This is a genomic window from Actinomycetospora aeridis (assembly GCF_037400275.1).
GTDB lineage: Bacteria > Actinomycetota > Actinomycetes > Mycobacteriales > Pseudonocardiaceae > Actinomycetospora > Actinomycetospora aeridis.
This window is the reverse complement of sequence record NZ_JBBEGL010000003.1, coordinates 645,763-672,449: the sequence shown is the minus strand read 5'-3', so window position 1 is coordinate 672,449 and position 26,687 is coordinate 645,763. Positions and strand designations below refer to the sequence as shown.

General features: G+C 74.7%; 26 protein-coding genes and 1 tRNA gene. 10 read left to right on the top strand and 17 right to left on the bottom strand.

Annotated elements, in window-relative coordinates; all coding sequences use genetic code 11:
* Positions 1–10 precede the first annotated feature (10 nt).
* On the bottom strand, positions 11–859 hold the full coding sequence (locus WCD41_RS13765) for an undecaprenyl-diphosphate phosphatase (protein ID WP_337714227.1): 849 nt from the start codon (positions 857–859) through the stop codon (positions 11–13).
* Positions 860–968: 109 nt separating this feature from the next.
* On the opposite strand from WCD41_RS13765, the gene WCD41_RS13760 reads away from it, so the two are divergent.
* Together WCD41_RS13760 and WCD41_RS13755 are read left to right on the top strand one after the other, a co-directional pair.
* Positions 969–1,976 carry an aldo/keto reductase gene (locus WCD41_RS13760; RefSeq protein WP_337713983.1) on the top strand — a complete coding sequence of 336 codons (1,008 nt, stop codon included), beginning with the start codon at positions 969–971 and terminating at the stop codon, positions 1,974–1,976.
* Between the two features lie 145 nt (positions 1,977–2,121).
* Entirely contained in the window at positions 2,122–2,340 is a 219-nt protein-coding gene (locus WCD41_RS13755) for a DUF5703 family protein (RefSeq protein WP_337714226.1), read from the top strand.
* A 222-nt stretch (positions 2,341–2,562) separates the two neighbouring features.
* Here the strand turns inward: WCD41_RS13755 and WCD41_RS13750 are convergent, their stop codons facing one another.
* The 3 genes from WCD41_RS13750 to WCD41_RS13740 are packed head-to-tail and all read right to left on the bottom strand — an operon-like array spanning position 2,563 to position 5,605.
* Positions 2,563–3,498: an NADPH:quinone oxidoreductase family protein gene (locus tag WCD41_RS13750; protein WP_337713982.1), complete on the bottom strand. Its 936-nt coding sequence runs from the start codon at positions 3,496–3,498 to the stop codon at positions 2,563–2,565.
* Positions 3,499–3,500: 2 nt separating this feature from the next.
* Positions 3,501–4,292 (bottom strand): SDR family oxidoreductase, encoded by a 792-nt coding sequence (locus tag WCD41_RS13745; protein ID WP_337713981.1) that lies wholly within the window; start codon positions 4,290–4,292, stop codon positions 3,501–3,503.
* Complete coding sequence (locus tag WCD41_RS13740; protein ID WP_337713980.1) at positions 4,289–5,605, bottom strand: M20/M25/M40 family metallo-hydrolase; 1,317 nt, start codon at positions 5,603–5,605, stop codon at positions 4,289–4,291. The genes WCD41_RS13745 and WCD41_RS13740 overlap by 4 nt, the downstream gene beginning before the upstream one ends.
* Before the next feature lie 65 nt (positions 5,606–5,670).
* Between WCD41_RS13740 and WCD41_RS13735 the strand changes: the two genes are divergently transcribed.
* From WCD41_RS13735 to WCD41_RS13725, 3 genes are all read left to right on the top strand, one after another.
* Positions 5,671–5,754 (top strand) — tRNA-Leu (locus WCD41_RS13735).
* A 142-nt stretch (positions 5,755–5,896) separates the two neighbouring features.
* Entirely contained in the window at positions 5,897–6,619 is a 723-nt protein-coding gene (locus WCD41_RS13730) for a VOC family protein (protein WP_337713979.1), read from the top strand.
* A 61-nt stretch (positions 6,620–6,680) separates the two neighbouring features.
* Complete coding sequence (locus tag WCD41_RS13725; RefSeq protein ID WP_337713978.1) at positions 6,681–7,613, top strand: endonuclease/exonuclease/phosphatase family protein; 933 nt, start codon at positions 6,681–6,683, stop codon at positions 7,611–7,613.
* On the opposite strand, the gene WCD41_RS13720 is transcribed toward WCD41_RS13725, so the two are convergent.
* Positions 7,610–8,065: an MOSC domain-containing protein gene (locus tag WCD41_RS13720; RefSeq protein WP_337713977.1), complete on the bottom strand. Its 456-nt coding sequence runs from the start codon at positions 8,063–8,065 to the stop codon at positions 7,610–7,612. The two genes, WCD41_RS13725 and WCD41_RS13720, sit on opposite strands and share 4 nt — an antisense overlap.
* A 96-nt stretch (positions 8,066–8,161) precedes the next feature.
* Here WCD41_RS13720 and WCD41_RS13715 point away from each other — a divergent pair, with 96 nt between their 5' ends.
* Genes WCD41_RS13715 through WCD41_RS13705 form a run of 3 tightly spaced genes read left to right on the top strand, consistent with a single transcriptional unit; the run spans position 8,162 to position 11,238 of the window.
* Positions 8,162–9,211 (top strand): Bug family tripartite tricarboxylate transporter substrate binding protein, encoded by a 1,050-nt coding sequence (locus tag WCD41_RS13715; RefSeq protein WP_337713976.1) that lies wholly within the window; start codon positions 8,162–8,164, stop codon positions 9,209–9,211.
* Positions 9,212–9,727, top strand: coding sequence for a tripartite tricarboxylate transporter TctB family protein (locus WCD41_RS13710; RefSeq protein WP_337713975.1), 516 nt, complete (start codon positions 9,212–9,214; stop codon positions 9,725–9,727).
* A complete protein-coding gene (locus tag WCD41_RS13705; RefSeq protein WP_337713974.1) occupies positions 9,724–11,238 on the top strand; it encodes a tripartite tricarboxylate transporter permease in 1,515 nt (504 codons plus the stop codon). The genes WCD41_RS13710 and WCD41_RS13705 overlap by 4 nt, the downstream gene beginning before the upstream one ends.
* Before the next feature lie 32 nt (positions 11,239–11,270).
* On the opposite strand, the gene WCD41_RS13700 is transcribed toward WCD41_RS13705, so the two are convergent.
* The 7 genes from WCD41_RS13700 to WCD41_RS13670 all read right to left on the bottom strand — a co-directional run bounded on the left by WCD41_RS13700 (position 11,271) and on the right by WCD41_RS13670 (position 18,867).
* Entirely contained in the window at positions 11,271–12,296 is a 1,026-nt protein-coding gene (locus WCD41_RS13700) for an LLM class flavin-dependent oxidoreductase (protein ID WP_337713973.1), read from the bottom strand.
* Between the two features lie 74 nt (positions 12,297–12,370).
* Positions 12,371–14,221, bottom strand: coding sequence for a molecular chaperone HtpG (htpG, locus tag WCD41_RS13695; RefSeq protein ID WP_337713972.1), 1,851 nt, complete (start codon positions 14,219–14,221; stop codon positions 12,371–12,373).
* Positions 14,222–14,294: 73 nt separating this feature from the next.
* Positions 14,295–14,993, bottom strand: coding sequence for an SDR family NAD(P)-dependent oxidoreductase (locus WCD41_RS13690; protein ID WP_337713971.1), 699 nt, complete (start codon positions 14,991–14,993; stop codon positions 14,295–14,297).
* Between the two features lie 57 nt (positions 14,994–15,050).
* Positions 15,051–15,479 carry a hypothetical protein gene (locus WCD41_RS13685; RefSeq protein WP_337713970.1) on the bottom strand — a complete coding sequence of 143 codons (429 nt, stop codon included), beginning with the start codon at positions 15,477–15,479 and terminating at the stop codon, positions 15,051–15,053.
* Positions 15,472–16,917, bottom strand: coding sequence for a multicopper oxidase family protein (locus WCD41_RS13680; protein ID WP_337713969.1), 1,446 nt, complete (start codon positions 16,915–16,917; stop codon positions 15,472–15,474). Before WCD41_RS13680 ends, WCD41_RS13685 begins: the two co-directional genes overlap by 8 nt.
* Before the next feature lie 190 nt (positions 16,918–17,107).
* Positions 17,108–17,770: a response regulator transcription factor gene (locus WCD41_RS13675; RefSeq protein WP_337713968.1), complete on the bottom strand. Its 663-nt coding sequence runs from the start codon at positions 17,768–17,770 to the stop codon at positions 17,108–17,110.
* Entirely contained in the window at positions 17,767–18,867 is a 1,101-nt protein-coding gene (locus WCD41_RS13670; protein ID WP_337713967.1) for a sensor histidine kinase, read from the bottom strand. The genes WCD41_RS13675 and WCD41_RS13670 overlap by 4 nt, the downstream gene beginning before the upstream one ends.
* 146 nt (positions 18,868–19,013) lie before the next feature.
* Between WCD41_RS13670 and ilvA the strand changes: the two genes are divergently transcribed.
* Positions 19,014–20,288 (top strand): threonine ammonia-lyase IlvA, encoded by a 1,275-nt coding sequence (gene ilvA, locus WCD41_RS13665; protein ID WP_337713966.1) that lies wholly within the window; start codon positions 19,014–19,016, stop codon positions 20,286–20,288.
* Here ilvA and WCD41_RS13660 read toward each other — a convergent pair.
* From WCD41_RS13660 to WCD41_RS13640, 5 genes are all read right to left on the bottom strand, one after another.
* Positions 20,285–20,818: a GNAT family N-acetyltransferase gene (locus WCD41_RS13660; RefSeq protein WP_337713965.1), complete on the bottom strand. Its 534-nt coding sequence runs from the start codon at positions 20,816–20,818 to the stop codon at positions 20,285–20,287. The genes ilvA and WCD41_RS13660 overlap by 4 nt on opposite strands.
* Before the next feature lie 5 nt (positions 20,819–20,823).
* Entirely contained in the window at positions 20,824–22,032 is a 1,209-nt protein-coding gene (locus tag WCD41_RS13655; protein ID WP_337713964.1) for an MFS transporter, read from the bottom strand.
* A gap of 64 nt (positions 22,033–22,096) precedes the next feature.
* Positions 22,097–24,007, bottom strand: a complete 1,911-nt coding sequence (locus tag WCD41_RS13650; protein ID WP_337713963.1) for a cytochrome c oxidase assembly protein — start codon at positions 24,005–24,007, stop codon at positions 22,097–22,099.
* Positions 24,004–24,444 (bottom strand): hypothetical protein, encoded by a 441-nt coding sequence (locus tag WCD41_RS13645; protein WP_337713962.1) that lies wholly within the window; start codon positions 24,442–24,444, stop codon positions 24,004–24,006. The genes WCD41_RS13650 and WCD41_RS13645 overlap by 4 nt, the downstream gene beginning before the upstream one ends.
* A gap of 181 nt (positions 24,445–24,625) precedes the next feature.
* Positions 24,626–25,606, bottom strand: a complete 981-nt coding sequence (locus tag WCD41_RS13640) for an RDD family protein (RefSeq protein WP_337713961.1) — start codon at positions 25,604–25,606, stop codon at positions 24,626–24,628.
* Positions 25,607–25,677: 71 nt separating this feature from the next.
* Between WCD41_RS13640 and WCD41_RS13635 the strand changes: the two genes are divergently transcribed.
* The gene (locus WCD41_RS13635) at positions 25,678–26,685 is read left to right on the top strand and encodes a stage II sporulation protein M (RefSeq protein WP_337713960.1); all 1,008 of its coding nucleotides are present in this window, start codon (positions 25,678–25,680) and stop codon (positions 26,683–26,685) included.
* Positions 26,686–26,687: the final 2 nt, after the last annotated feature.

The following is a 26,687-nucleotide window of genomic DNA, read 5'->3' as shown; positions in this document are numbered from 1 at the left end:
GCCTCTTCTCCTACGTCGCCGGGACGACCCCGTTGCTCACGGCGAGCAGGACGACCAGCCCTAGCAGCACCCGGTACCAGACGAAGACGTAGATCGTGTGGTTCTCGACGAAGCGCAGCAGCCAGGCGATCGAGGCGTAGCCCAGGGCGAAGGCGATCACCGTGGCGACGATCATCTGCGCGATGCTGGGGAACACGACCACGCCGCCCTGCACGTCCGCGGCGCTCGGGTCGAGGATGTCCGGGATCTGCGTCAGCCCGGAGGCGAACACCGCGGGCAGCGCCAGCAGGAACGAGAAGCGCACCGCCACGGCCCGTTCGAGGCCGAGGAACAGGCCCGCGGTGATCGTCCCGCCGGAGCGGGAGACGCCGGGGATGAGCGCCATCGCCTGCGCGCAGCCCATGACGATGCCGTCGCGCAGCGTGAGCTGGTCGGAGCCCCGGCGCTGGCGCCCGTAGCGCTCCGCGGCGGCCAGGATCAGCGCGAAGACCACCAGCACCGCGCCGTTGAGGTACAGGTTGCGGGCCGGCCCCTTGATCGCGTCCTCGAACGCCAGCCCGAGCACCCCGATGGGGATCGAGCCGAGGATCACGTACCAGGCGAGCTTGTAGTCGTAGCCGCGTTCCTCGCGCCGCGCGAGCCCGACGAACCAGGCCCGCAGCAGGCGCCAGATGTCGGAGAAGAAGTAGATGAGCACGGCCGTCTCGGTGCCGAGCTGCGTCACCGCCGTGAACGCGGCCCCGGCGTCGTTGCCGAAGAAGAACGCCGAGGTGATCCGTAGGTGCGCGGACGACGAGACCGGCAGGAACTCGGTCAGTCCCTGCACGATGCCGAGGACCACCGCCTCGAGCCAGCCCATCGGCGCACCCGCTGTCACGGCGACGGACGGTAGACCACCACGGGGGTGTCACCTCCTCCCCCTCGGGCCCCTCGGGGGTGTCCGTGACGACTTCGTAAGCTGCTGGGCCGTGGAGCAGCGACGCCTGGGCACGAGCGGCCTGCGGGTCTCGCGCCTGGCCCTGGGCACGATGAGCTGGGGTCGCGACACCGACGCCGACGAGGCGGGCGCGTCCCTGCTGGCGTTCCTCGACGCCGGCGGGACGCTCGTCGACACCGCCGACGTCTACTCGGGCGGCGAGGCCGAGCGGATCCTGGGCGGGCTGTTCGACGACGTGATCCCGCGGGGCGAGGTCGTCGTCGCCACCAAGGCCGGCGCCCGGCGCGACGACGGCCCGTTCGGCGGGGGCGCCTCGCGTGCGGCGCTGCTGACCGCCCTCGACGACTCGCTGGACCGCCTCAACACCGACTACGTCGACCTGTGGCAGCTGCACGCCTGGGACGACGACGTGCCGCTCGAGGAGACGCTCGCCGCCGTCGACGTGGCGCTCACCACCGGGCGCGCCCGGTACGCGGGGGTGGCCAACTACGCGGGCTGGCAGGTCGCGTCGGCCGCGACGCGCCAGGGGCTGACGTCGCTGCCGCTGGTGTCGGTGCAGTCGGAGTACTCGCTGCTCGACCGCACCGTCGAGACCGAGGTGCTGCCCGCCGCCGAGCACCACGGGCTGGGCCTGCTGCCGTGGGGCCCGCTGGGTCGCGGCGTGCTCACCGGCAAGTACCGCGAGGGGGTGCCGGCCGACTCCCGCGGGGCCTCGGAGCACCTCGCGGGCTACGTCAACCGCCACCGCACCGAGCGCACCGCCCGCATCGTCCAGGCCGTGGTGACCGCCGCGCACGGGCTCGGCACCTCGCCGCTGGCCGTGGCGCTGGCCTGGGTCCGCGACCGGCCGGGCGTCGTCGCCCCCGTGGTCGGGGCCCGGGACGGCGCGCAGCTGCTGGGCTCCCTCGCCGCCGAGGACCTCGTGCTCCCGTCCGCGATCCGCGGGGCGCTCGACGACGTCAGCTCCCCCCACGGTCCGTCCGGGACGACCGTGCTCGACGACGAGGCCGAGGAGCCCGATCTGCCGCCCTGGGAATGACGCCGTGGGAGTGATCACTGCGCCTGTCCCTGGGTGCGCGGGGTCCGGCGCTGTGCGTACGGTGGTCCGGTCCGCCAGGTGTCCCGGAGGTGGTCGGCTCGTGAACGACGCTGGTGCCCGCGACAGGGTCGGTCGTGATGGGGGCGTGCTCGTCGGTGCGCCGGTGGTCGAGGGCGACTGGGAGTACCAGCCCGTACGCCTCCCCCCGGACGTCACGCGGATCTCCGCCACGGTCCAGCTCGGGATCCGCGCCGAGTTCGGCGGCTGGGAGCTCGCGCGGACGCTGCTCTACGCCGACGGCACCCGCAAGGTCTGGTTGCGCCGCAAGCTCTCCCGCTCCCTGGTCGCCGGTCTCGCCACCTGATCACCTCCTCATGGCGCAGCGAACGTGGCGTTCGCTGCTTCTAGGCGCGCGAACTCCCCGTTCGCTCCCGGTGTCGGGGCTCGCGCCGGTGATCAGGAGCGTCTGACGCACCCGGGTTCGCCCGCCGAGGTGCGTGGCGCGCTGCTGATCTTCGGTCGACGGCGTGACGGCCCACCACGTGCGAGGGCCGACGTCTGCGGAGCCACTCCGCTGACACGAGGGTCAGGGCGCGCGGAGCACCACGCGGCCGGTGGTGCGGCGAGCCTGGAGCTCCGTCATCGCCGTCGGCAGGTCGTCGAACGCGTACACCGCGCCCACCAGCGGGTCGATCGCCCGGCGGTCCCAGAGCGCCTCGATCTCACGCTGCCAGGCCGCGACGAGTTCCGGCGGATAGGCCGACCAGTGGACCCCGACGATCGCGTAGTTCTTCACCAGCGCGTGGTTGGTGGGCGCCTCCGCGATCCGCCCGCCGGCGAAGCCGATCACCAGCAGCCGGCCCTCCCACGCCACCACGCGGCGGGCGGCGTCGAAGGAGTCGCCGCCGACGGGGTCGTAGACGACGTCCGCCCCGCGCCCGTCGGTCAGCTCGCGCACCGAGGTCACCAGGTCCTCGGGGTCGACCAGCACCTCCGCCCCGGCCGCGCGCACCACCGCCGCCTTGGCCTCGTCGCCGACCACGCCGATCACCCGCGCCCCGGCCGCCAGGCCCAGCTGCACCGCGGCGAGGCCCACTCCGCCCGCGGCGGCGAGCACGAGCAACGTCTCCCCCGCCCGCAGGCTCGTGCGGTGGTGCAGCGCGCACCACCCCGTCTGGTAGGAGACGAAGAATCCGGCGGCCTGGGCGGCGCTCATCCCGTCGGGCCAGGGCCACGCGGTCCGCAGCACGGCCTCCTCGGCGAACCCGCCGTGCGGCAGCGACACCGGCCCGAACACGCGCCGTCCGTCGTCGGTCGTCCCGGCCACCTCGAGCCCCGGGGTGAACGGCGGCGGGATGCGCTCCTGGTACTCGCCGGCACAGTGCAGGATGTCCGCGAAGTTCAGGGCCGCGGCCGCCACGCGCACGCGGGTCTCCCCCGGCCCGGGTTCCGGACGCGGGACGTCGGCGACCTCCAGCACGTCGGCGAACGGGCCGTACCGCGGCACCCGCCAGGCGCGCACGCTCAGCCGTCCTCGCGCAGCCGTGGCGGCATGCCCGCACCGGCCGGGCCGGGGACCCCGCGGAAGCGGAACGGCCCGGGCTCGCGGCCGGGCTGCACGAACCAGCACTCCCCCGACGCGCCCCGCTCGATCATCGCCGCGACGGCGTCGGCGACCTCCGGGGCGGTGAGCAGCGGAAACCCGCCGAGCGAGTCGCGGAAGCCGCTGATGAGCGCGGTGTCGGTGAACCCGGGGCACACCGCCATCACGCGGACCGGCTCGTCGGCGAGCGTCGCCGCGACGGAGCGGACATAGCCGACGACGGCGTGCTTCGACAAGGTGTAGATCGCGTCGTCGGGCATGCCCGTGAGCCCGGCCAGCGACGACGTCGCGATCACCGTGCCGCCCCCGGCGCGGCGCAGGGCCGGGAGGACCGCGTTCGTCCCGAAGACGACGTGGTCGACGTTGACGGCCATGACGCGCCGGTAGGCGGCGACGTCGAGGTCGTCGACGCCCGACTGCCCGCCGGTCGAGCCCGCGTTGAGCACGACGAGGTCGAGACGCCTCCCCCAGGCCGTCACCTCGTCGACGGCGGCCTTGATCGCCGTGTCGGACGTGACGTCGCAGACGACGGCGATCCCGCCGCACTCCTGGGCCACCTGGGCGGCGGCCGTCGCGTCACGGTCGACGACGGCCACCTTGTAGCCGTCGGCGGCGAGCCGGGTGCACACCGCGGCGCCGATCCCCGACCCCCCGCCGGTGACGAGGGCGACGTGGCCGTGCCGGACCGACCCGTTCCCGTCGGGGTCGCTCACGCGCGCAGCAGGATGCGCTCGAGCACCCGGGTCCCGAACTGCAGCGCGTCGACCGGCACGCGCTCGTCGATGCCGTGGAAGAGCGCGGTGAAGTCGAGGTCCGGGGGCAGGCGCAGCGGCGCGAACCCGAAGCAGCGCATCCCGAGCTTCACGAACGCCTTCGCGTCGGTGCCACCCGACATCATGTAGGGCAGCGTGTGCGCCTGCGGGTCCTCCTCCTGCACCGAGCGCGTGATCACGTCGACGAGGTCGCCGTCGAACGGGGTCTCGACGGCCTCGAGGTTGCGGATCCACTCGCGCTCGACGTCCGGACCGAGCAGTTCGTCGAGCTCGCGCTCGAAGGCCTCCTGGCGGCCCGGCAGCACCCGGCAGTCGACGGTCGCCTCGGCCACCGAGGGGATGACGTTGGCCTTGTAGCCCGCCTGCAGCATCGTCGGGTTCGCCGTGTCGCGGGTCGTGGCGCCGACGACGCGGGCCACCCCGCCGAGCTTCGCGACGGCGCCGTCGAGGGCGGCCGCGGAGTCGGTGGGGAACTCGATGCCGGTCAGCTCGGTGATCTCGTCGAAGAAGCCCTGGACCGACTCGGTGAGCACCAGCGGGAACCGGTGACGGCCCAGGCGCGCGACGGCCTCGGCGAGGATCGTCACGGCGTTCTCGTCGTGGATCATCGACCCGTGCCCCGGGCGGGAGCGCACGCGCAGCTTCATCCACGCGATCGACTTCTCCGCGGTCATCACGGGGTAGACGCGGACGTCCTCACCGAGCGTCAGCGAGAACCCACCGACCTCGCCCAGCGCCTCGGTGCAGCCGGCGAACAGGTCGGGGCGGTGCTCGGCCAGCCAGTGGGAGCCGTAGGCCCCGCCCGCCTCCTCGTCGGCGAGGAACGCGAAGACCAGGTCGCGCGGCGGCACCGTGCCGTCCGCTTTGAACTGGCGTGCGAGCGCCAGGATCATCGCGTCCATGTCCTTCATGTCCACCGCGCCGCGGCCCCAGACGTAGCCGTCCTGCACCGAGCCGGACAGGGGGTGGACCGACCACTCGCTCTCGTCGAACGGCACGACGTCGAGGTGTCCGTGCACCAGCAGCGCCGGCCGATCGGGGTCGGAGCCCTTCAGGCGGGCGAACACGTTGTGGCGTCCGGGGGCGCCGGACTCGACCACCTCGGTCTCGTACCCGACCTCCCGCAGCTTGGCGTCCACGTACGCGGCGGCCTCCGCCTCGCCGGTGGTGGTCGCGAGCTCTCCGGTGTTCTGGCTGTCGATCTGGATGAGCTCGCTGGTCAGCGTCACGACCTCGTCCTCGGCACGACCCATGCGCCGCATCCTGCCACCCACCGTGATCGCCCGGCGCACCGTCGTCTAGGCTGTCGCTCACGCAAGTCCGAGTGGCGGAATGGCAGACGCGCTAGCTTGAGGTGCTAGTGCCCTAGTAGGGCGTGGGGGTTCAAGTCCCCCCTCGGACACCCCCAGTTCTTCCTTCCTCCGGCGTCGTGTGCGCGCGGCCGGACACCCGTCAGCAAGAGGCCTACCCGGTCGGGCGCTGACCGATCGCGCACTTCCGACCGCCCCTTCCCCGGTGCCCCGCAGCCCGCGCAGACTGCGCCCATGGACGGGGCGCCCTGCTGGGCCGAGCTCGACACCGGGGACGGCGCGGACGCGGAGACGGTGGCGGCCTTCTACGGCGGGGTGCTGGGCTGGTCCCTCGACGACGGCGTCCTCGCCGACCACCAGGAGCGGGTCGCGTGGTGCGGCGACCACGCGATCGCAGCCTTCGGCTCCCCGGGTGCCGCCGCCCCGCCGGCCTGGACCCTCTACCTGGCGGTCGACGACGTCGACGCCGCCGCGGAGCAGGTCGAGGAGCTCGGCGGGCAGGTCCTGCACGGCCCGGAGGACGACCGTGCGGGCGGTCGCCTGCTCGTCGCACTCGACGCCGGTGGCGCGGTGGTCGGGCTGTGGGAGTCCGACGAGCGGGAACGGCCCGACGGACCGGGATCCCTGTGCTGGGCGGAGGCCGCGTCCGCCGAACCGGGCACCACGCGCACCTTCTACCGCGAGCTCCTGGGCTGGCGCTGGGAGGAGGACGGCGCCGGTCCGGGCCGCCTCGCGGGACACGGTGACGACGGGCCGGTCGCCGGCCTCGGCCTCGCCGGGGACGCGCTCCCTCACTGGCTCCCCGTGTTCGCCGTCGCGGACGTCGACGCCGCCGTCGGCGCCGCGGAGGCCGCCGGCGGGTCGGTCGTCGCGCCCGTCGACACCGGACCGCGGGGCCGGACCGCCACGCTCGCGGACCCCGCCGGCGCGCTCGTCGGGGTGCTCGAGACCGGTTGACCCGGCGCCCGACCTCTCCGGATCGGTACAGTCGCGAAGGGAGACGCGGGGAGGGCCGAACGTGGAGCGGGACACCGTCGCGGTGGCGCCGCCCCGCCGGATCCGCTCCTCCCCCTGGACGTGGCTGATCCTCGCGGCGCTGCCCTGGGTCTGGTTCCCCCTGCGCGACGAGCTGGCCCTGGTGGGCGACGTGCTCGCGATCGTGCTCCCCGTCCTCGCGGGACTCGCGGCCGTCGCCGCCGTGGTCCTCGGACGCTGGTGGGGTCTCGTCACCGCGGTCTCCGTCGTGCTCGCGGCCACCGTCGCCGTCGTCGGCCCCTGGACCCCGCAGGACGCCGGCGCGGTGCGCCCCGGCGCCGGCATCACCGTCGCGAGCGCCAACGTCACGGGCATGACCGCGACGGTGCCCGCGCTGCGGGCCGCCGACGCCGACGTGCTCGTCGTCGTCGAGAACGACCGGCGCATCGACGCCGCCCTCGCCGCGACCTACCGCTTCCACGTGTACGCCCCCGGCGAGCCCGCGGTCGGCGTCTACAGCCGGTTCCCGGTCCGCCTGCTCGACGCGCCGAGCGCCGACTTCCCCGGCGTCCGGGCGGCGGTGGACGCGCCGACACCCTTCGTGGTCTACGGCCTGCACATCCCCAGGCCGTGGTGGACCGGCGGCTTCGGCTACCAGTCGACACCGGCCGAGCACCACCGGCTGGTCGAGGCCGTCGCCGCCCGGGTCGGCCGCGAGCCCGGCCCGGTCGTCGTGGCCGGCGACCTCAACTCCACCGACCGGGCCCGCGACTACCGGCTGCTCGACGCCGTCCTCGTCGACGCCATGCGCGACGGCTGCGCCGGTCCGACCTCGGTGACGCAATGGCGCGCCTTCCTCCTGCGCATCGACCACCTCTTCGTGAGCCGGGGCTGGTGCGGCGACGCCGCGCACCGCTTCGACCTGCCCCGTTCCGACCACGACGGCATCGAGGCCACGGTCGGCCCCTGCGCCTAACCCGCCTCGGGCAGCGCGACCTCGTCGCCGACGGCGATCGGCCCGGACGTCAGCACCCGGCAGATCGCCCCGCCGCGGCCGTGCAGTGCGCGCGCCGCGCCCGGGCCGATCTCGGTGTCCATGACGCGGCACGGAGCGGCGCGACGGACGACCTCGAGCACCACGTCGCCGACGGTCAGGCGCGCGCCGGGCTCGGTGGGGACCACGCCGTGGTCGAGCGTGAGGGTGCGGCGGGTGAGCTCCTCGGGCACCGGCGCGCCGTAGGCCTCCGCGGCGGCGGCGAGCTCGTCACGGCTCTGGACGGAGACGTGGCGGTGGCGCGTGCCGTGGTAGCGGTCGCCGACGACGCCGCGACCCGCCTCGGCCTGGACCCGCGGCACGGACGCCATCGGCGCCCTGCGCTCCGGAGCGACGTACAGCGCGACGACCTGGCTCACCCCGGGGACAGCCACCGGACGTCTCCGGACATTCCGTCTCGTCACGCAGTGACCGAGCATGCACACTCCGTGGGACTCACCCGTCCGTGTCGTTGACCACAGGAGCGGCGCATGGAGCGATCGACGACGACCGCACCACCGGACCCGACCGCCGACACTCCCTCGCCGACGCCGTGGCGTCCCGGACCGGCGGCCGCCCTGCTCGGCGTCGTGCTGGCCGCGCTGCTGCTCGTGCCCCCGGCCGTCGGTGCGCTCACCGGCGGCGGCGACGGCACGCAGCTCAAGGGGCTGCGGATGATGGTGCCCAACAGCCCCGGCGGCGGGTACGACGTCACGGCTCGGGCGGCCGCCCAGGCGATGGAGGACAGCGGGCTCAGCGGGCCGGTCGAGGTGTTCAACCTGCCCGGCGCGGGCGGCACCGTCGGGCTCAACCGCACGGTCAACGAGGCCGGGAACGGCCGGCTGCTGATGTCGATGGGGCTCGGTGTCGTCGGCAGCGTCTACTCCAACGAGTCCGCGACGACCCTGCGCGACGCCACGCCGATCGCGCGGGTCACGGAGGAGACCGAGGTCGTCGTGGTCGGTCGCGACTCCCCGTTCCGCGACATCGGGCAGTTCCTCGCCGCCTGGCGGGCGAACCCGGCGTCGGTGCCCGTCGGCGGCGGCTCCTCGGTGGGCGGCCCGGACCACCTCGCGCCGATGCTCATGGCGCGGGGTGCGGGCGTCGACCCCCGGGCGGTCACCTACGTGCCCTACGACGGTGGCGGCGAGCTCATGGCCGCGGTGCTGGGCGACAAGGTCGGCGTCGGGGTGAGCGGGCTCGGGGAGTTCGCCGACCAGATTGAGTCCGGCGACCTGCGCGTCCTCGCGGTCACGGCCGGGACGCGGGTGCCGGGGGTCGACGCGCCGACCCTGCGCGACGCCGGCGTCGACGTGGAGTTCACCAACTGGCGCGGCATCGTCGCGCCGCCGGGCCTGTCGGGCGAGCAGCGCGCCGAGCTCGTCGGCGCCCTCGACGCGCTGCACACGACGCCGGAGTGGCGCGAGGTGCTGGCCCGCAACGGGTGGCAGGACGCCTACCTCCCCGGGGACGCCTTCGGCGCGTTCCTGGCCGACGAGGACACCCGGGTCGCCGGCGTGCTCCGGGAACTGGGGCTCTAGATGACCGCTCCTGCGCGCACGTGGTGGCGCGAGCACTCCGAGCTCGGGGTCTCGGCGCTCCTGGCGCTGGTCGGCGTGCTGGTCCTCGTCGACACCGTGGTCGAGGGCGGGCTGTCCGGCGGGGACGAGGACGACCCGATCGGCCCGGGCGCGGTGCCGCTGATCCTCGGTGCCGCCCTGCTCGTCCTCGCCGTGCTGCTGACGATCGACGTGCTCCGCGGCGGGCATGGCGAAGCGGAGGCGGGCGAGGACGTCGACCTCGACGCGCCGATGGACCTGCGCACCGTCGGGATGCTCGCCGGGGTCCTCATCGCCACCGCGGTGCTCATCCCGCTGCTCGGCTGGCCGATCGCGGGCACGCTGCTCTTCGCCGGCGCCGCCTACGCCCTGGGCTCCCGGACGGTCGTGCGCGACATCGCCGTCGCCGCGGCCGTCTCGCTGGTCACGTGGATCGCCTTCGACGGGCTGCTCGGCGTGGACCTGCCCGGCGGCCCGCTGATGGGGGTCCTGGGATGAACGACTTCGGCCTGCTCGACGGGTTCGCCTCGGCGCTGACCCCGACACACCTGCTCTTCGCGGCGATCGGCGTCCTGCTGGGCACCGCGATCGGGGTCCTGCCCGGCATCGGCCCGGCGATGGCGGTCGCGCTGCTGCTCCCGGTGACGTACGCCTTCGAGCCCACCGGCGCGTTCATCATGTTCGCCGGCATCTACTTCGGGGCGATGTTCGGCGGCTCGACGACGTCGATCCTGCTGAACACCCCCGGCGAGAGCGCCTCGGTGATGGCCGCGATCGAGGGCAACCCGATGGCCAAGCAGGGCCGCGGCGCGCAGGCACTGGCGACCGCGGCGATCGGGCACTTCGTCGGCGGCATGATCGGCGTGCTCGGCCTCGTGCTGCTCGCACCGCTGATCGCCGCCGTTGCGGTGGACATCGGCGCGCCGGACTATTTCGCGATCATGGTGCTGGCGTTCGTCGCCGTGACGGGCGTCCTCGGCTCGTCGCGGGTGCGGGGGTTCGCGTCGCTCGTCCTCGGGCTCACGATCGGGATGGTCGGGCTCGACCCGATCACCGGCTCTCCGCGCCTGACCTTCGGCGTCCCGCAGCTCGCCGACGGCATCGACGTCGTCATCGTCGCGGTCGGGCTGTTCGCGGTCGGCGAGGCGCTGTGGGTGGCCGCGCACCTGCGACGCAAGCCGCCCGAGGTCATCCCCGTCGGGCGTCCGTGGCTGGGCCGCGAGGACGTGAAGCGCGCCTGGCGGCCGTGGCTGCGGGGCCCGTTCATCGGGTTCACGTTCGGGTCGATCCCCGCGGGCGGCGCCGAGATGTCGACCTTCATGACCTACGTGACCGAGCGCCGGCTCTCGAAGCGCCGCGACGAGTTCGGGCACGGCGCCATCGAGGGCGTCGCGGGCCCGGAGTCGGCGGCGAGCGCGTCGTCGGCCGGGACGCTCGCGACGATGCTGACCCTCGGGCTGCCGACCACCGCCATCGCCGCGGTGATGCTCGCGGCGTTCCAGCAGTTCGGCATCCAGCCCGGCCCGCTGCTCTTCGAGCGCGAGCCGGACCTGGTGTGGACGCTGATCGCGAGCCTGTTCATCGGCCTGGTCCTGCTGCTCCTGCTCAACCTGCCGCTCGCGCCCGCCTGGGCCCAGCTGCTGCGCATCCCGCGGCCCTACCTCTACGCCGGCATCCTGTTCTTCGCCTGCGTCGGGGCCTACGCGGTGTCCGGGCAGCCCGTGGACCTGATCGTCCTGCTGGTCGTCGGCGCGATCGGCTTCGGGATGCGCCGGTTCGGCCTGCCGGTGCTCCCGGCGATCATCGGCGTGATCCTCGGGCCCGACGCCGAGCTGCAGCTGCGCCGGGCGCTACAGATCAGCGACGGTGACGTCACGACGCTGGTGTCGACGCCGTTGTCGATCACCGTCTACGTGATCATCGTTCTGCTGTTCGTCGTGCCGCTGGTGTTGCGTCTGCGGCGGCGCCACGCTCCGTCCGACGACGACCGCGAGACCGAGTCGGTCTGAGACACCGCGCCGACACGGCCCGTGGCGCGCCCCTAGACGTCGGCGACCTTCGGGACCACGTCGCCCAGCAGCTCGATCGACCGCAGCAGGTCGGTGTGGCGCAGCCGCGGGTTCGTCATCTGCAGGTTGATCCTGTCGACGCCGCCGAGCTGCTCGGAGATCGTCGTCAGCTTCGCCGCGACCTGGTCCGGGTCACCGATGACGTACGCGCCGTCGGGGCCCCGGGTGGCGTCGAACTGGCGGCGCGACGGCGGCATCCCGCCACGCTCCCGACCGATCGTGCTGAACATCTCCTCCCACCCCGGGTAGAAGGCGTTCGTCGCCTGCGCCACGTCCTCACCGAGGAAGCCGAACAGGTGCAGCCCGACCTTCAGCGTCGCCGGGTCGTGACCGGCCTCCCGGCCCGCCCGCCGGTAGAGGTCGATCAGCGGCGCGAACTGCCGGGGGGACCCACCGATGATCGCGACCATGAGCGGCAGCCCGAGCACACCGGCCCGCACGAAGGACTCCGGGGAGCCACCGACACCGACCCACACCGGGAGCGGATCCTGCGCCGGGCGTGGGAAGACGGGCTGGTCGGTCAACGCCGGCCGGTGCCGCCCCGACCAGGTCACACGCTCGCTGCGGGTCAACGCGACGAGCAGGTCGAGCTTCTCGGTGAACAACGAGTCGTAGTCGGCGAAGGAGAGCCCGAACAGCGGGAACGCCTCGGTGAACGACCCTCGCCCGACGACCAGTTCCACCCGCCCGCCAGAGACGAGGTCGACGGTCGCGTATTCCTGGAACACCCGCACGGGATCCGCGGCGCTGAGCACGGTGACGGCCGACCGCAGCCGGATCCGCTCCGTCCGCGCCGCGGCGGCCGACAGGATGACGGCGGGCGCCGCGTCGTAGTACTCGGAACGGTGGTGCTCGCCGATGCCGTAGGAGTAGAGCCCGGCCCTGTCGGCCGTCTCGATCTCCTCGAGCAGGTGCGCGAAGCGTTCGACCGGCCCGACGACCCGCTCGGTGTCGGGGTCGGTCACCTTCGCGACGAAGCTGTCGACGCCGACGTACACGGCGCCACCTCCCAGATCAGTTGTCGCTTCAATCTTTCGCGACCCAGAACCCGCGCCGGCTCCCCGCTATTCCGTCAGAGCGTCCTCTGCAGACGCTCGGCGAGGGTGTTGACGAACGTCGTCGGCTCCTTGAGCTCGCCGCCCTCGGCCAGCAGCGCCATGCCGTAGAGCAGGCGCGCGACGTCCGGGTCGGCGTCGCCGGTGCCCTGCTTGTCGCGCAGGCCGCTGACCAGCGCGTGCTGCGGGTTGAGCTCGAGGATCCGCTTGGTCACCGGCGGTTCCTGACCCATCGCCCGGTACATCTTCTCCAGGGTCGGCGAGAGGTCGCCCGGGTCGCCGACGAGGCAGGCCGGCGAGCTCGTCAGGCGCGTCGAGAGCCGGACCTCCTTGACGTCGTCGGCGAGCTCGGTGCCCATCCAGGACAGGAGCTCGTCGAAGCCCTCGGGCTTGTCGTCGTCGCCGCCGAGGTCGACGTCGCCCTTGGCGATCGAGGCCATCGGCGTGCCGTCGAACTCGCTGACGGCGTCGGTCCAGACCTCGTCGACCTGGTCGGTGAGCAGCAGCACCTCGAAGCCCTTCGCCCGGAACGCCTCGATGTGCGGGGAGTTCTCGATGCTCGCCCGGGACGCGCCGGTGAGGTAGTAGATCGACTCCTGGCCCTCGGGCATCCGCTCCTTGTAGGCCTTGAGCGTGGTGTTCCCGTCCGGCGAGTGGGTGGACGGGAACGCGCTGGCGCCGAGGATCGCCTGCTGGTTGTCCGGGTCGGTGAGCAGGCCCTCCTTGAAGGCCCGGCCCAGCTCGCTCCAGAACGTCGCGTACTTCTCCGGCTCGTTCTCCTGCAGCGCGGCGACCGTCTGCAGCACCTTGCGCACCAGCCGCTTGCGGATCAGCTGGATCTGGCGGTCCTGCTGGAGGATCTCGCGCGAGACGTTGAGCGAGAGGTCGGCGGCGTCGACGACACCCTTGACGAAGCGCAGGTACTCGGGGACGAGCGCCTCGCAGTCGTCCATCACGAACACGCGCTTGACGTAGAGCTGCACGCCGCGCCGGGCCTCGCGCATGAAGAGGTCCATCGGCGCGTTGGCCGGGAGGAACAGCAGGCCCTGGTACTCGAAGGTGCCCTCGCCCGAGAGCCGCATCGTCTCGAGCGGCTCCTGCCAGTCGTGGCTGACGTGGCGGTAGAACTCGGTCAGCTCCTCGTCGGTGACCTCCGACTTCGGCCGCGCCCACAGCGCCTTGCGGGAGTTGATCGGCTCCTGCGGCTCGTCGGAGTCGGTGACCAGGCGGATGGGCCACGTGATGAAGTCCGAGTAGCGCTTCACGATGCGGCGCACCGTCTCGGGCTTCGCGTAGTCGTGGAGGCTGTCCTCCGCGTCCTCGGGCTTGAGGTGCAGGGTGATCGTCGTGCCCTGCGGGGCGTCCGCGACCGGCTCGAGGGTGTAGGTGCCCTCGCCGGAGGACTCCCAGTGCACGCCCTCGTCGCTGCCGGCCTTGCGGGTCACCATCTCGACCCGGTCGGCGACCATGAAGCTCGAGTAGAAGCCGATGCCGAACTGGCCGATGAGGTCCTCGGCCTTCTCCTCCTGCGCCTCGCGCATCTGCGCGAGCATCTCCGCCGTGCCCGACTTCGCGATCGTGCCGATCAGCTCGACGACCTCGTCGCGGGTCATGCCGATGCCGTTGTCGCGGACCACCAGGGTCCGGTTCTCGGCATCGGGAGCGCTCTGCTCCAGCTCGATGTGCAGGTCCGACGTGTCGACGTCGAGATCCTTGTCCTGGTAGGACGACAGGCGCAGCTTGTCCAGCGCGTCCGACGCGTTGGAGATCAGCTCGCGGAGGAAGACGTCCTTGTCGGAGTAGATCGAGTGGATCATCAGCTGGAGCAGCTGACGGGCCTCGGCCTGGAACTCGATCGTCTCGCTCATACGTCCTCTCCCGGAGTGGTTCCGCCGTGCACCGTCGAGGATATCGACCACCGCGTACACGGACGGGAGCCCGTCAGGTCGCCCAGCCGCCCGAGACGGGCACGACCTGCCCGGCGAGGAAGTCGCTGGCCCCGCTCGCCAGGGCGAGCGCGAGCTCGGCCGCCTCGACGCCCTCGCCGAGCCGACCCGCGGGGATCTGCGCCTCGAAGGACTCGCGGACCGCGTCGTCGGCCAGCATCGCGTCGGTGTAGTACATGTTGTTCCGCACGTGGGCGGGTCCCAGGGCGTTGACCTGCACGTTGTGCGGCGCAACCTCGGCGCCGACGGCCTGGAGGAACGCGTTCTGCGCCCCGCGGGCGGCGGAGTAGATGCCGAGCCCGGGGATGGCGCGGATCGGCGTCGCGCTGGTGACGCCGACGATCTTCCCGGCGCGCCGCTCGATCATCGACGGCAGCGCCGCCCGGATGACGCGCAGGAACGGCCACACGAGGTGCTCGAGGTAGGCGGCGAACGCCTCGTCGGTCCACTCCGTGGCGCCGACCAGCATCTCCGTGACGGGCATGGCCTCGCGCGGGCCGGCGAAGTTGGCGACGAGGACGTCGATCTCCCCGGCACGCTCGACGGCCTCGCGCGGTGCCTGCGGGTCGACGAGGTCATCGGTGTCGGCGACGACCTCGGCCCCCTCGGCGCGGAACAGCTCCACGACCGGCGGTCCCACGTAGCGGTCGGCGTGCGTCACGAGCACGCGGCGTCCCTCGAGCCGTCCCGGCATCGGCGCTGTCCTTCCGTCGGAGTGCGTCGAGGTGACCGTTCCCCCGGGGCGTCGGATTCACGCCGGTTGTGCACGACCGGTCGAGGTGCGGTGATCGCTCCCGGTGCCGACCGTGATCGGCCGACGGGCGCGCACCGCCCACCACGCCAGCCCCACCGCCGCCGCGACGACCGCCACGCCCAGCGGGACGTGCACCGCGAGCACCCCGGTGTAGCCGAGCGCCACCTGCGCCGTCTCCGCGACCACGAGCCCCACCGACACCGCGATCGGCCACGGCGAGAGCCGGCCCGGGCGCCAGGCGAGCACCGCCAGCGGGACCTGCAGCATGGCCACGAGCAGCAGCGTCCCGCCGACGGCCTGGTGGACGACCAGTCCGGTCGCCGACGCCTGCAGCACCGCTCCGGCGGCGACGGGCTGGGCGACCGCCATGACCGCGTGCAGGACGGCGACGACCCGGAAGGCGCCGGCGGCCAGGCGCTCAGCCATGGCCGTGGCCGGTGATCGCCGCGGGCCGCCGGCCCGGCGCGACGACCAGGAACTGGAGCATCATCCCGTCGTCCTCGTGGCGCAGCAGGTGGCAGTGGAGCATGTAGGGCACCTCCGGGTCGGCGTACGGGCCCACGCGCACCAGCGCCCGGACCGTGGTCCCGGGGGCGACGGCGACCGTGTCCTTCCACGCCGGTTCGCCCAGCACCTGCATCCGGGCGTCGTGGACGTGGAGGTTGTGCGGCAGCGTGTGGCGGTTGACGAACTCCCAGACCTCGGTCGCGCCGGGCTCGAGCACCTCGTCGACGCGGGTCATGTCCATCGCCAGCCCGTTGATCCGGTTGCTCGACAGGACGAAGCGGCGGGTCCGGGCGCCGGCGCGCTCGCGCAGCGGGGTCTCGCGGGACAGCACGGCCGGCAGCGCGGGCGAGCGCTCCAGCCGGCCGGCGGGGCGGAGCTCGAGCAGGTCGAGGGTGTCGTCGCCGCCCGCGGCGCGCGCGACCCCGTTGACGGCGCCGAGGTCGTGGGGCAGCGAGCGCAGCACCGTCCGTCGGCCGGGCGAGCACTGGACGACGACCTCGGCGCGCTCCCCCGGCGTCAGCACGACGTCGGGCACCTCCCGCGGGGACGGGAGCAGGCCGCCGTCGGTGCCGACGAGGGTCGTCGGGGCGTCGACGGCGATCCGGTAGCTCCGCGCCGGCGACGCGTTGAGCACGCGCAGGCGCACGCGGGTGGTGCGTACGTCGAGGTAGGGCGCGACCGTGCCGTTGACGAGGACGGTGTCGCCGAGCAGGCCGACCGCGTTGCGGCGGGATTCGTCGAAGCTCCCGTCGGCGGCGAAGCTGCGGTCGGTGAGCACGACGGGGACGTCGTCGACCCCGTAGCGATCGGGCAGGTCCACCGGGACGTCGTCGTCGACGAGGAAGAGGCCGGTGAGCCCGCGGTGGACGTGGCGTTCGGTGCGCCCGTGCGGGTGCGGGTGGTACCAGAGCGTCGCGGCGGGCTGGTCGATGCGCCAGGACGCCTCCCAGGTCGCGCCCGGCGCGATCGGCTGGTGCGGGCCGCCGTCCATCCGGGCGGGGAGGGTCATCCCGTGCCAGTGGGTGGTCGTGGTCCCGGGCAGGCGGTTGGTGACGCGGACGACGACGTCCTCGCCCCGCCGGGCCCGGATCGTCGGCCCGCCGAACGCCATCGGGCCGTAGCCCCAGGTGGGGGTGACGACGCCGTCGAGGAACGCGCTCTCGCCGGGCGCGGCGACGAGCTCGACGACCCGACGGCCGCCCTCGCGGCGGGTCGGCGCCAGGGGTGGGATCGCGAGCGGGCGGCCGGCCTGGCGGACCTCGCGGAGCGGCGGCGCGCCGGCCGAGCAGGCGGCCAGGCCGACCGCGGCGCCGGCGGCGAGCGTCGCGCCGAGGAACCGGCGGCGGGAGAGGGGCACGGCGCCGAGACTCGCCGGGCGACCGGTGCCGGGGCGTCGGCGCAGCGACGTGTTCCGGGGGTACGGACAGTGACGTACCTACCCCGAGTCGGCGTGTCGCGCGATCGACTGTGTGGCCCTATCGGCGTGCTCCCCTCGATGACGTTCAGAGTGTCTGCGGTGCCACACCGCTGACATCTCGGGGTCCGTGTCACCGACTACGCGGAGCGCAGACGCCGGTCTCGTAGGCGATCACCACGAGGGCCGCGCGGTCGCGGGCGTCGAGCTTCGTGAGCAGTCGGCCCACGTGGGTGCGGGCCGTCGCGGCGCTGATGACGAGGCGTGCGGCGATCTCGTCGTTCGTCTGCCCGGCCCCGACGAGGGCGAGCACCTCGCGCTCGCGGGGTGTGAGGACGTCGAGGCGGGCCGCGGGCACCAGGGGCTGGGGGCGGCGGGCGAACTCGGCGATGAGCCGGCGGGTCACGGCCGGGGCGAGCAGCGCGTCGCCCCGGGCCACCAGCGCGATGGCGCGGACGAGCTCGGCGGGCTCGGCGTCCTTGAGCAGGAAGCCCGCGGCCCCCGCGCGCAGGGCCCGGTAGACGTACTCGTCGAGGTCGAACGTCGTGAGCACCAGGACCGCGGTCGCGGACAGCGCCGGGTCCGCGACGATCGTCTCGAGCGCCGTGAGCCCGTCGACACCGGGCATCCGCACGTCCATCACGACGACGTCCGGCCGCGTCCCGCGCACCAGCGACACGGCCGCCGCCCCGTCCGCCGCCTCGCCGACGACGTCGAACCCGTCCTCGGTCTCGAGCAGCACGCGCAGCCCGGCGCGGACGAGCTGCTGGTCGTCGGCCAGGACGACGCGGATCACGGCGTCACCGGCAGGCGCGCCTCGACGACCACCCCGTCGGGTCCGGACACGACCGACGAGCGCCCACCCAGCGCGGTCGCGTGCTCGGCCAGCCCCCGCAGCCCGTTCCCCGGGATCAGCTCGCCGGCCGACCCGCCGTCGTCGGCCACCCGCAGGCGCACCTCGCGCGCGTCGTGCGACAGGTCCACCACCACCCGCCGCGCCCGCCGCGCGTGCCGGACGGCGTTGGTCACCGCCTCGCGCACGATCCGGAACGCCACGCCGTCGACGGCCGGGCCGGGTCGTCCCGCGCTCCCCCGCACCTCCACCTCGACGCCCGCGAGCCCGGCGACCCGCACGACCTCGTCGAGGCGCTCCAGCCGCGGGGCGTCGCCCTCCCCGGCGTCGCGCAGCACGCCGAGGACGTTGCGCAGCTCGGCGAGCGCGGCACCGCTCGCCTGCTTGATCTCGAGGAGCGCCGTCACGGCCTGGTCGGGGCGCCGGTCGGCGACGTGCGCGCCCACGCCCGCCTGCACCGCGATCATCGCGAGGCTGTGCGAGACGACGTCGTGCACTTCGCGGGCCAGGCGCAGCCGCTCCTGCTCGACGCGGCGGCTCGCCTGCTCCTCGGCCTGCTCGAGCGCCGCGGTCTGCGCGCGCCGCAGCCCGCCGACCGCGACCCCGATCGCGACCGTCACGACGATCCACATGACGTGCTCCGGTGCGCTCGCCACCGGCCGGTCGTCGATGACGCGCTCCAGCCCGACCCAGGCGACGAAGAGCAGCACGCCCACCCCCACCGAGCGGGGCCAGCTCAGGCGGGTCGCGACCGTGTACATCGCGACGGCGACCATCAGCGACGCCGGGCCGTCCGGGTAGGCGAGCCAGTAGTAGGGCGCCACCGCGGCCAGGGTCAGCGCGAGCACGACGAGCGGGGCCCGCCGCCGCCACGCCAGCACCAGGGCCGCGGCGGCGACGAGCAGGGCGCCCCCGGGCCACCACGGCCGGTCGGCGGGGGTCGCCGCCATCGCCGTGCCCGCGAGACACAGCGCGCCGAGCCCCGCGCCCAGGGCCACGTCGGTCGCCGGGGGGCACCAGGATCGGACATCCGGGGTCACCCCGGCGACGTTAGGGGCGGGCCGGGGTGCTGTCGTCCGCGTCCCGACGTACGCGACCCGGGGATCCGTCGGGGTCAGGCCGGTGGCGCGTCTCGGGGCACCTACCATCGATGGATCAACCCCTGACGGCGAGGAGCGGGACGACCATGGCGCGCGACGGCGGTACGACCTTCGAGAAGCAGGTGCTCGAGGCGTCGGAGCGTCTGGCGGGCATTGCCGAGCGCACCCCGCTGCAGCGCAACCCGCGCCTGTCGGCCGCCACGGGCACCGAGGTCTGGTTCAAGCGCGAGGACCTCCAGGTCGGGCGCTCCTACAAGCTGCGCGGCGCCTACAACCTCATCAGCCAGCTCGACGACGAGGCGCGCGCGGCGGGGGTCGTGTGCGCCAGCGCCGGCAACCACGCCCAGGGCTTCGCGTTCGCCTGCGCCGCCCACCGCGTGCCCGGCCGCGTCGTCATCCCGTCGACCACCCCGCGGCAGAAGCGCGAGCGGATCGTCGCCCTCGGCGGCGACATGATCGACCTGGTGGTCGACGGCGACACCTACGACGAGTCGTCGGCCGCCGCGACCCGCTGGGCCGAGGAGACGGGCGCGACGCTCGTCCCGGCGTTCGACGACACCCGCACGGTGGCCGGCCAGGCCACGGTCGTCGCCGAGATCGTCGAGCAGCTCGGGCAGGCGCCGGACACGATCGTCGTCCCGGTCGGCGGGGGCGGCCTGCTCGCCGGCACGGCGACGTGGCTGCAGGCGACCCACCCGCGCACCCGCGTCATCGGGGTCGAGCCCGCCGGGGCCCGCAACGTCGCGGCCGCCCTGCACGCCGGCAGCCCGGTGGTGCTCGACGAGCACGGCTTCGACCGGTTCGTCGACGGCGCCGCGGTGCGCAAGGCCGGGGCGGTGACCTACCCGCTGATCCGCCGCTCGGGCGCCGAGCTCGTCGCCGTCGACGAGGGCCTGGTCTGCACCGAGATGCTCGCGCTCTACCAGACCGACGGCGTCATCGCCGAGCCCGCGGGCGCGCTGGCGGGCGCCGCGGTCCGCCCCGACGGGCCGGGGCTCGACCTCGTGCCCGGCGAGACCGTCGTCGTCGTCCTGTCCGGCGGCAACAACGACGTCTCCCGCTACGCCGAGGTCATCGAGCGCTCGCTGCGCTTCCAGGGCCTCAAGCACTACTTCCTCGTCGAGTTCCCCCAGGAGCCCGGCGCGCTGCGCCGCTTCCTCGACGAGGTGCTCGGGCCCGACGACGACATCACCCGCTTCGAGTACGTCAAGCGCGACAACCGCGAGGCCGGCCCGGCGCTGGTCGGCGTCGAGATCGGCGCCCGCGACGACCTCGAGCCCCTCCTGGAGCGGATGGCGCGCTCGCCGCTGCAGATCGAGGCGCTCGAGCCCGGCTCGCCGGCGTTCCGGTTCCTGGTCTAGAGGTCCAGGGCCCAGCGCGTGGCGGGCGCCGACCATCCCGGCCCCTGGTAGGGCTCGCCGTCCGGCGACCAGCCGCGATGGGCGTAGAACGCCTGGGCGTGCGTGTTCGCGGTGTAGACCCACAGGGTGGCGCGGGTGAAGCCGGCCGCCGCGAGGTGTGCCACGCCCGCGTCGTGCAGGGCGCTGCCGGCGCCGGTGCCGATGACCTCGGGGTCGAGGTAGAGGGTGTACAGCACACCGCTCTTGGCGCCGGCGTCCCCGGCGAGGTCGGGGTCGGTGGACGGGCCGACGGTGCAGTAGCCGCGCACGCGGCCCTGGTCGTCCCCCGCGGTCGACACGGCCACGAACACGGCCATCGGCTCCGGGGCGGCGATCACCTCGCGCCGGCGCTCCGCGACCTCGGCAGGGTCGAGGGCGTCGAGCCGGTCGTCGGCGACGATGCCCCGGTAGGCGTGCCGCCAGCCGGCGACGGTGATCTCGCCGATCCGGTCGGCGTCGGCATCGGTCGCGCGACGCAGGCTCCAGCGCACGCGGGTCAGTCTCCGCTCGCGGCGCGAGCGGCGGTGACGCGCTCCGGTTCGGGCTCGGCCGCGACGGGGGTGACGGCGATGGCGGCGAGCGGCGCCAGGGCGGCGACGGCGAACCCGACGGCGTAGCTCGACGCCCCGATGAGCGCCCCGAGCACGGGCGGGGCGGCCGTGGCCACGATGTTCTGGGTGGTGTTCTGCACCCCGAGCGCGCGGCCCGACCAGCCGGGCCCGGCGATCTCGGCGGTGGCGGTGAACGCCAGGCCGTTGTCGGCGACGGTGATGATCGAGCCCGCGGCGATCGCGGCGACGGCGACGAGTCCGACCGCGAGGTCGCCGAAGGAGAAGACCAGCAGCACCGCGGCGCTCGCCACCGCGAGCTGGCGCATCGGGCGCAGCCGGGAGCCGACGCGGTCCGACCACCAGCCGCTCGCGATCCGCCCGCCCGCGCCCGCGATCTGCGCGACGGCGACGAAGATCCCGGCCACGGCCGGCGACCAGCCCTGTTCGCGCACCAGGTACTCCAGCGAGAAGGCCGAGATCGCGAACTGCGGGAGCACCAGCAGCGCGCTCGCCGCGTGCACGCGCGGCAGGACCGCGGTGCGGTACGGGGACGCCGGCGGGGCGTCGCCGGGTGCCCGGGGCGTGCGGGGCGGGTCGGCGGCGACGATGACGACGACCACCGCGCACACCAGGCAGGCGAGCGCGGGCCAGCCCAGCGCGGGCAGCGGGCCCTCCCGCGTCGCGAGCGTCGGCAGCACCAGGCCGGCCGCGGCCACCCCCAGCGGCTGGGCCGTCTGGCGGATCCCCATCGCGAGGCCGCGCTCGTCGACGTCGAACCACCCCATGATCAGACGGCCGCTCGCGGCGTTGACCGACGCCGCCCCGATGCCCGCCAGCACGAGCAGGACGACGGCGGTGACGAGCGACGACGGCGCCAGCAGGGCCAGCACGCCGGTCAGGACACCGCAGAAGCCGAGTCCGACCGCCATCGGCAGGCGCTCGCCGACCCGGTCGACGACCGCACCCCAGGCGATCAGCGCCATGAGCAGCCCGAGCGTCGGGGCGGCGACGACGATCCCGACCGCGGCGAGCGAGAGGCCCCGCTCGTCACGCAGGCTCGGCACGAGGAACGGCACGCCGTAGACCACGGCGGAGGCGGCGGTCTGCGCCGCGACGCCCGCAGCGAGGACGGCCCAGCGTCGACGGGATCGCACGGCTCCCTGTTCTACGCCTCTCGCGACCACTGTGCAGGAAATCCGTCCCACATCGTGAGAAGACTCAGCGTGACGTCAGCCCCACCAGCAGGTCGGCCCGCCGGTCGGCGTCCTCGTCCCGCGCGTGGTGCGACCACGCGACCAGCACCGCGACCACCGCAGCCAGCAGCGGCAGGTCTCCCAGGAGCCAGGCCAGGATGCCGGCGAGGTGCTGGTCGGCGAGCAGGTCCGGCGCCCACGGCAGGCGCAGGCGCACGAAGAAGTCGTCGACGAAGATCTGGCCGGCCCCGCCGTCGGCCGGCAGCACCGGGGTGCGTGACACCGGGTGGTCGGTGGCCAGCAGCGTGAGGCCGACCAGCGCGTGCACCGGCATCGACGCGACGAGGAACGTCAGGCGCGCGATCGGGGGCAGGCCGGGCCCGTCCGGCGGTCCCGCCACCAGCGGGCCCAGGAACAGCACCCCGACCAGCAGGAACCACAGCGTCATCAGCGGCTGCAGCCAGCCCAGCGGCTGGGTCAGGGCGAACACCGGGGTGAGGTAGAGCAGCGCCGGCGAGCCGACCACGAGCACGAGGGCGACCGCGGGGTGGCACGCCCACCGCAGCGCCGGCGCGGCGAGCAGGTGCTCGAGCCACTCGCTCGGACCCTCCGGCCCCTCGGGCGGGGCCTCGCGCAGCGTGCGGCGGGCCAGCACGATCGGCGCGCCGAGCGCCCAGAGCAGCGGGACCGCGGTGGCGACGAGCATGTGTCCCGCGATGTGGACGCTGAGCACGGCGGGCCCGTAGCGCCCCAACCCCGACGAGGTCGCGACCACGAGGAGCGCGCACCCGGCGAACCACGCCACCGACCGCGCCACCGGCCAGCCCGCCCCCTCGGCCGCGAGACGCCGCAGCCCGGCGGCGTAGAGCCCCGCGAGGACGACCGCGAGGGTCAGGGTGACCAGCTCGGGTCGCCAGGAGGTCGCCAGCACGGCCGGGGTCGGCGGCGCCGCCAGCCCGTAGCCCAGCAGCGCGGTCGGCGTGCTCGTCGCGCCGGCCGCCTGCACCGGCGGAACGGCGCGGGTCGCGACCGCCGAGAGCCCGACGACCGCCGCGAGCAGCGCCAGGTCCACCGGCCACGCCACCCGCCCGGCCCGACGGCGCCACAGCACCCCGCCCGCCACGACGGCGAAGGCGGCGCCGAGCAGGACCAGGAGCGTCCAGTCGAGGCCCGCGCCGGGACCGCCCGGGCCGTTCAGCGCCACCGTCGCGGCCACGGCACCCGAGGCCACGGTGACGAGACCGGCGACGGCGCCGAGGCGCGCGACGCGCCACCGGCTCCGCGCGTCGCCCCCGAGGACGGCCAGCACCCCGAGGGTGCCGAGCCACCCGGCGGCCGCCACGACGTGGAACGCCGTGGTCGCCAGGCCGAGGTCGCGGCCGACGCCGTCCGCGGCGTGCCCCGTCGCCACCGGGACCAGCACCGCCCCCACCGCGAGCACGAGGACACCGAGGGCACCCGTCCACCGCCGGACCTCCCCGGCGGCCAGGGCCGTCGCGACACCGAGGACCGCCGCGACCAGCCAGCCGATCGGCTCCCCGCGCGCGAGCATCGTCGTGACGAGGTCCGGCCCGAGCGGGACGTGCCCGCCGGTGGAGTCGGCCAGCGTCGCGGGCACCGACAGGGCCGCCGCGACGGCCCCGGCCCATGCCGCCCCCCGGGCGACGCCCAGCGCCCGGCGCCCCGTCGGGGTGAACGGGACGGTGTCCGGCGCGGGTGTCGCGACGACCAGCGCGACCAGCAGCCCCCCGACCGTCGCGGCGGCGGCGAGGTCGACGACGGTGCGCAGCGCCGGCACCAGGACGCGGACGAGGACGCCCGAGTCGGCGAGGCCCAGCTCCGGGTAGCCGACCGGCCCGCGGACGAGGACGGCCAGCACCACCACCAGCAGGCCCACGAGCGCGGCGGCGCCGGCGAGCGCCGCGCGGTGTCTCACGGGTCGATCTCGCTCGGGTAGCGGGCCCGGTACTCCTCGAGGTGCTGCGACTTGCAGACGTGCTGTTCCTTCTCGTTCTGCGCCTGGCGCATGCACTCGTCGAGGGTGCGCACGCCCCCGGTCTCGAGGTAGGTGACGGCACCGGCGAGGGTGCTCCACTCCACGGCCACCGCGATCGCGACGGCGACGACGCCCAGCGCGAGCCCCGCGAGCGGACCACGGCGGGAGGCATCCCCGCCCCGCAGCCGCGCGAACGCCACCAGGGCCACGGCCACCGCGACGAGCCCCAGGGCCAGCCCGCCCCAGCCCGTCCAGGCGCTGACCAGCGCCATCACGCCCAGCACGGGCGCCGCGACGACGATCCCGGGGCGCCGTGCCGAGCTCTCCGCTCCGCCGGCGTCGGCGGCCGGGTCGGTGGTGGCGGGCTCCGGGGGCACGGTCCGATCGTGGCAAGGCGCGCTCACGGCCCTCGCCCCGGGGGTCGCGGGGGCCGGTCGCTCCGGTGGGAACGCTTCGGGAATCGAAGCGTTCCCGGGGCAGGGCGGCGTCCCGGTGCGAGCGGCGCGATCCGCATGATCGACGTGCCTCGCGGCCTGCGGAAGGTGCCGGTCGCGGTGCTCAGCCGGGCGGGGCGAAGCCGCCGGTGGTCGGCGCGGGGTCCGGGTCGTCCCGGTGAGCGGGCGCCGGCGGTGGGACCGCTGTCGGGATCGGTGCCGGACCAGGCGGCGGAGCAGGCGGCGGGCCGAACGGCGACTGCGGCGCTGGGTTCGGTGCTGGGTTCGGTGCGGGGTTCGGTGCCGGGTTCGGTGCCGCGTACGACGCCGGAGGCGGCCCGTACCCCGACCCGCCGAGCCGGGCGGCCTCCCGGCGCCGGCGCTCCCCCAGGACGGCGAGCAGGTAGGCCTCCGGCGGCGTGCCCGGCGGCGGGGGCGGGGCGACGCGGGCGGCCACGTCGGCGGCGAGCCGCCCGGCGAGCTGGGCCCGCATCGGCGGGGCGAGCTGGGCCGCGCGCACGAGGAACTGGCGAGCGGTGAGCGCGAGGTCGTCGGGGAGGTCGGCGAGCTCGCAGCGCTGCGCCCAGCCGGCGAGGGCGGGGTCGGGCGGCGGGAGGCTGTCGAGCCCCGTGCGCGGGAGCCGTTCGCGGACCACGACCGTGCCCGCCAGCAGGTCGCCGACGCGCTGGCTGCGGACCGTGGTGGCGGAGACGACGATGCCGATGAGGCCGGTGAAGAAGGAGAGCAGCCCGAAGTCGACGATGAACCCGGCGAGCGAGCGCGCCAGCGCGTGCCGGAACACGATCGGCCCGCCGTCGGTGCGGACCACCCGCAGGCCCATCGCGTACTTCCCGGGCGAGCGGCCGCGGGTCAGGGTCTCCCACAGCAGCGGGTAGCCGACGAAGACGCCGACGGTGATCGCGAGGCCGGCGGCCGCCGCCAGGGCGTCGTCGACCTCGGAGCCGGCCAGCTCGATCACCAGCAGCACCGCGAACAGCAGCGTCACCATGATCAGCGCATCGAGCGCGAAGGCGAGCGTGCGGCTGGGCAGGCGCGCGGTGCGGACGTCCAGCTCGACGGCCTCGCCGATCACCACGCGGTCCACGGCGCCATCGTGCCAGCGTGGGTCGGAGCGCCGGGGCAGAACAGCGGAGATCGGTGGGAGGATCGCTCCTCGTGGACGTCGACGCGTACGTGGCCGCGCACCGGCCCGAGTGGGACCGGCTCGCGGCCCTGCTCGACCGCCGCCGTTGGACCGGCGCCGAGGTCGACGAGGCGGTCGCCCTCTACGAGCGCGCGGCCACCCATCTCTCGGTGGTGCGCTCCACCTCGCCCGACCCGGCGCTGGTCGCGCGCCTCTCGACGCTCGTCGCCCGCGCCCGCACCGCGATCACCGGATCGACGACGGCGTCGTGGCGGGACCTCACCCGGTTCGCGACGGTCGGCTTCGCGGTCGCACTCGCCGCCTCCTGGCGCTGGTGGTTCACGATGCTGACCGTGTGCTCGGTGGTGATGGTGGCCGTCGGCGTGTGGGTGGCCCGCTCCCCCGACGTGCAGGCCGCGCTCCTGCCGCCGGACGAGACGCGCCGGCTCGTCGAGGAGGACTTCGCCTCCTACTACAGCTCCGCGCCGGCGTCGTCGTTCGCCGCCCGGGTATGGACGAACAACGCCTGGATCGCCGCGATCTGCCTCCTGTCCGGGGTGCTGATCCTCCCGGTGGTGTGGGTGATGCTCCAGAACGTCGTCAACATCGGCGTCTCCGGCGGGATCCTCGCCGCCAACGGGCGGGCGGACCTGTTCTTCGGGCTCATCACCCCGCACGGGCTGCTCGAGCTCACGGCCCTGTTCGTCGCGGCCGGGGCGGGGATGCGGCTGGGGTGGTCGTGGATCGACCCGGGGCCGCTGTCGCGGACGGAGTCCCTCGCGCGGCAGGGCCGCACCACCGTCGGCGTGGCGCTCGGCGTCGCGGTGCTGCTGGCGATCTCCGGGGTGATCGAGGCGTTCGTGACGCCCTCGGGCCTGCCGACCGCGGCGCGGATCGGCATCGGGGTGCTCGCCGAGGCCGCGTTCGTGGCCTACGTGCTGTGGGGCGCCGTCCTCGTCCGGCGCCACGGCACGTCCGCGCCGGCGCTCGCCGACGTCGCGGCCGACCGGCGCGGGGCCGCACTCCCGGCCGTGGGGTAGGC

What these genes read in the sequence shown, in the direction of transcription:
- WCD41_RS13710 (WP_337713975.1), top strand. Translation starts at nt 9,212, where the DNA reads ATGACCGCTCCTGCGCGCACGTGGTGGCGCGAGCACTCCGAGCTCGGG.
- ilvA (WP_337713966.1), top strand. Translation starts at nt 19,014, where the DNA reads ATGGCGCGCGACGGCGGTACGACCTTCGAGAAGCAGGTGCTCGAGGCG.
- WCD41_RS13715 (WP_337713976.1), top strand. Translation starts at nt 8,162, where the DNA reads ATGGAGCGATCGACGACGACCGCACCACCGGACCCGACCGCCGACACT.
- htpG (WP_337713972.1), bottom strand. Translation starts at nt 14,221, where the DNA reads ATGAGCGAGACGATCGAGTTCCAGGCCGAGGCCCGTCAGCTGCTCCAG.
- WCD41_RS13765 (WP_337714227.1), bottom strand. Translation starts at nt 859, where the DNA reads ATGGGCTGGCTCGAGGCGGTGGTCCTCGGCATCGTGCAGGGACTGACC.
- WCD41_RS13690 (WP_337713971.1), bottom strand. Translation starts at nt 14,993, where the DNA reads ATGCCGGGACGGCTCGAGGGACGCCGCGTGCTCGTGACGCACGCCGAC.
- WCD41_RS13730 (WP_337713979.1), top strand. Translation starts at nt 5,897, where the DNA reads ATGGACGGGGCGCCCTGCTGGGCCGAGCTCGACACCGGGGACGGCGCG.
- WCD41_RS13685 (WP_337713970.1), bottom strand. Translation starts at nt 15,479, where the DNA reads ATGGCTGAGCGCCTGGCCGCCGGCGCCTTCCGGGTCGTCGCCGTCCTG.
- WCD41_RS13740 (WP_337713980.1), bottom strand. Translation starts at nt 5,605, where the DNA reads ATGGGTCGTGCCGAGGACGAGGTCGTGACGCTGACCAGCGAGCTCATC.
- WCD41_RS13705 (WP_337713974.1), top strand. Translation starts at nt 9,724, where the DNA reads ATGAACGACTTCGGCCTGCTCGACGGGTTCGCCTCGGCGCTGACCCCG.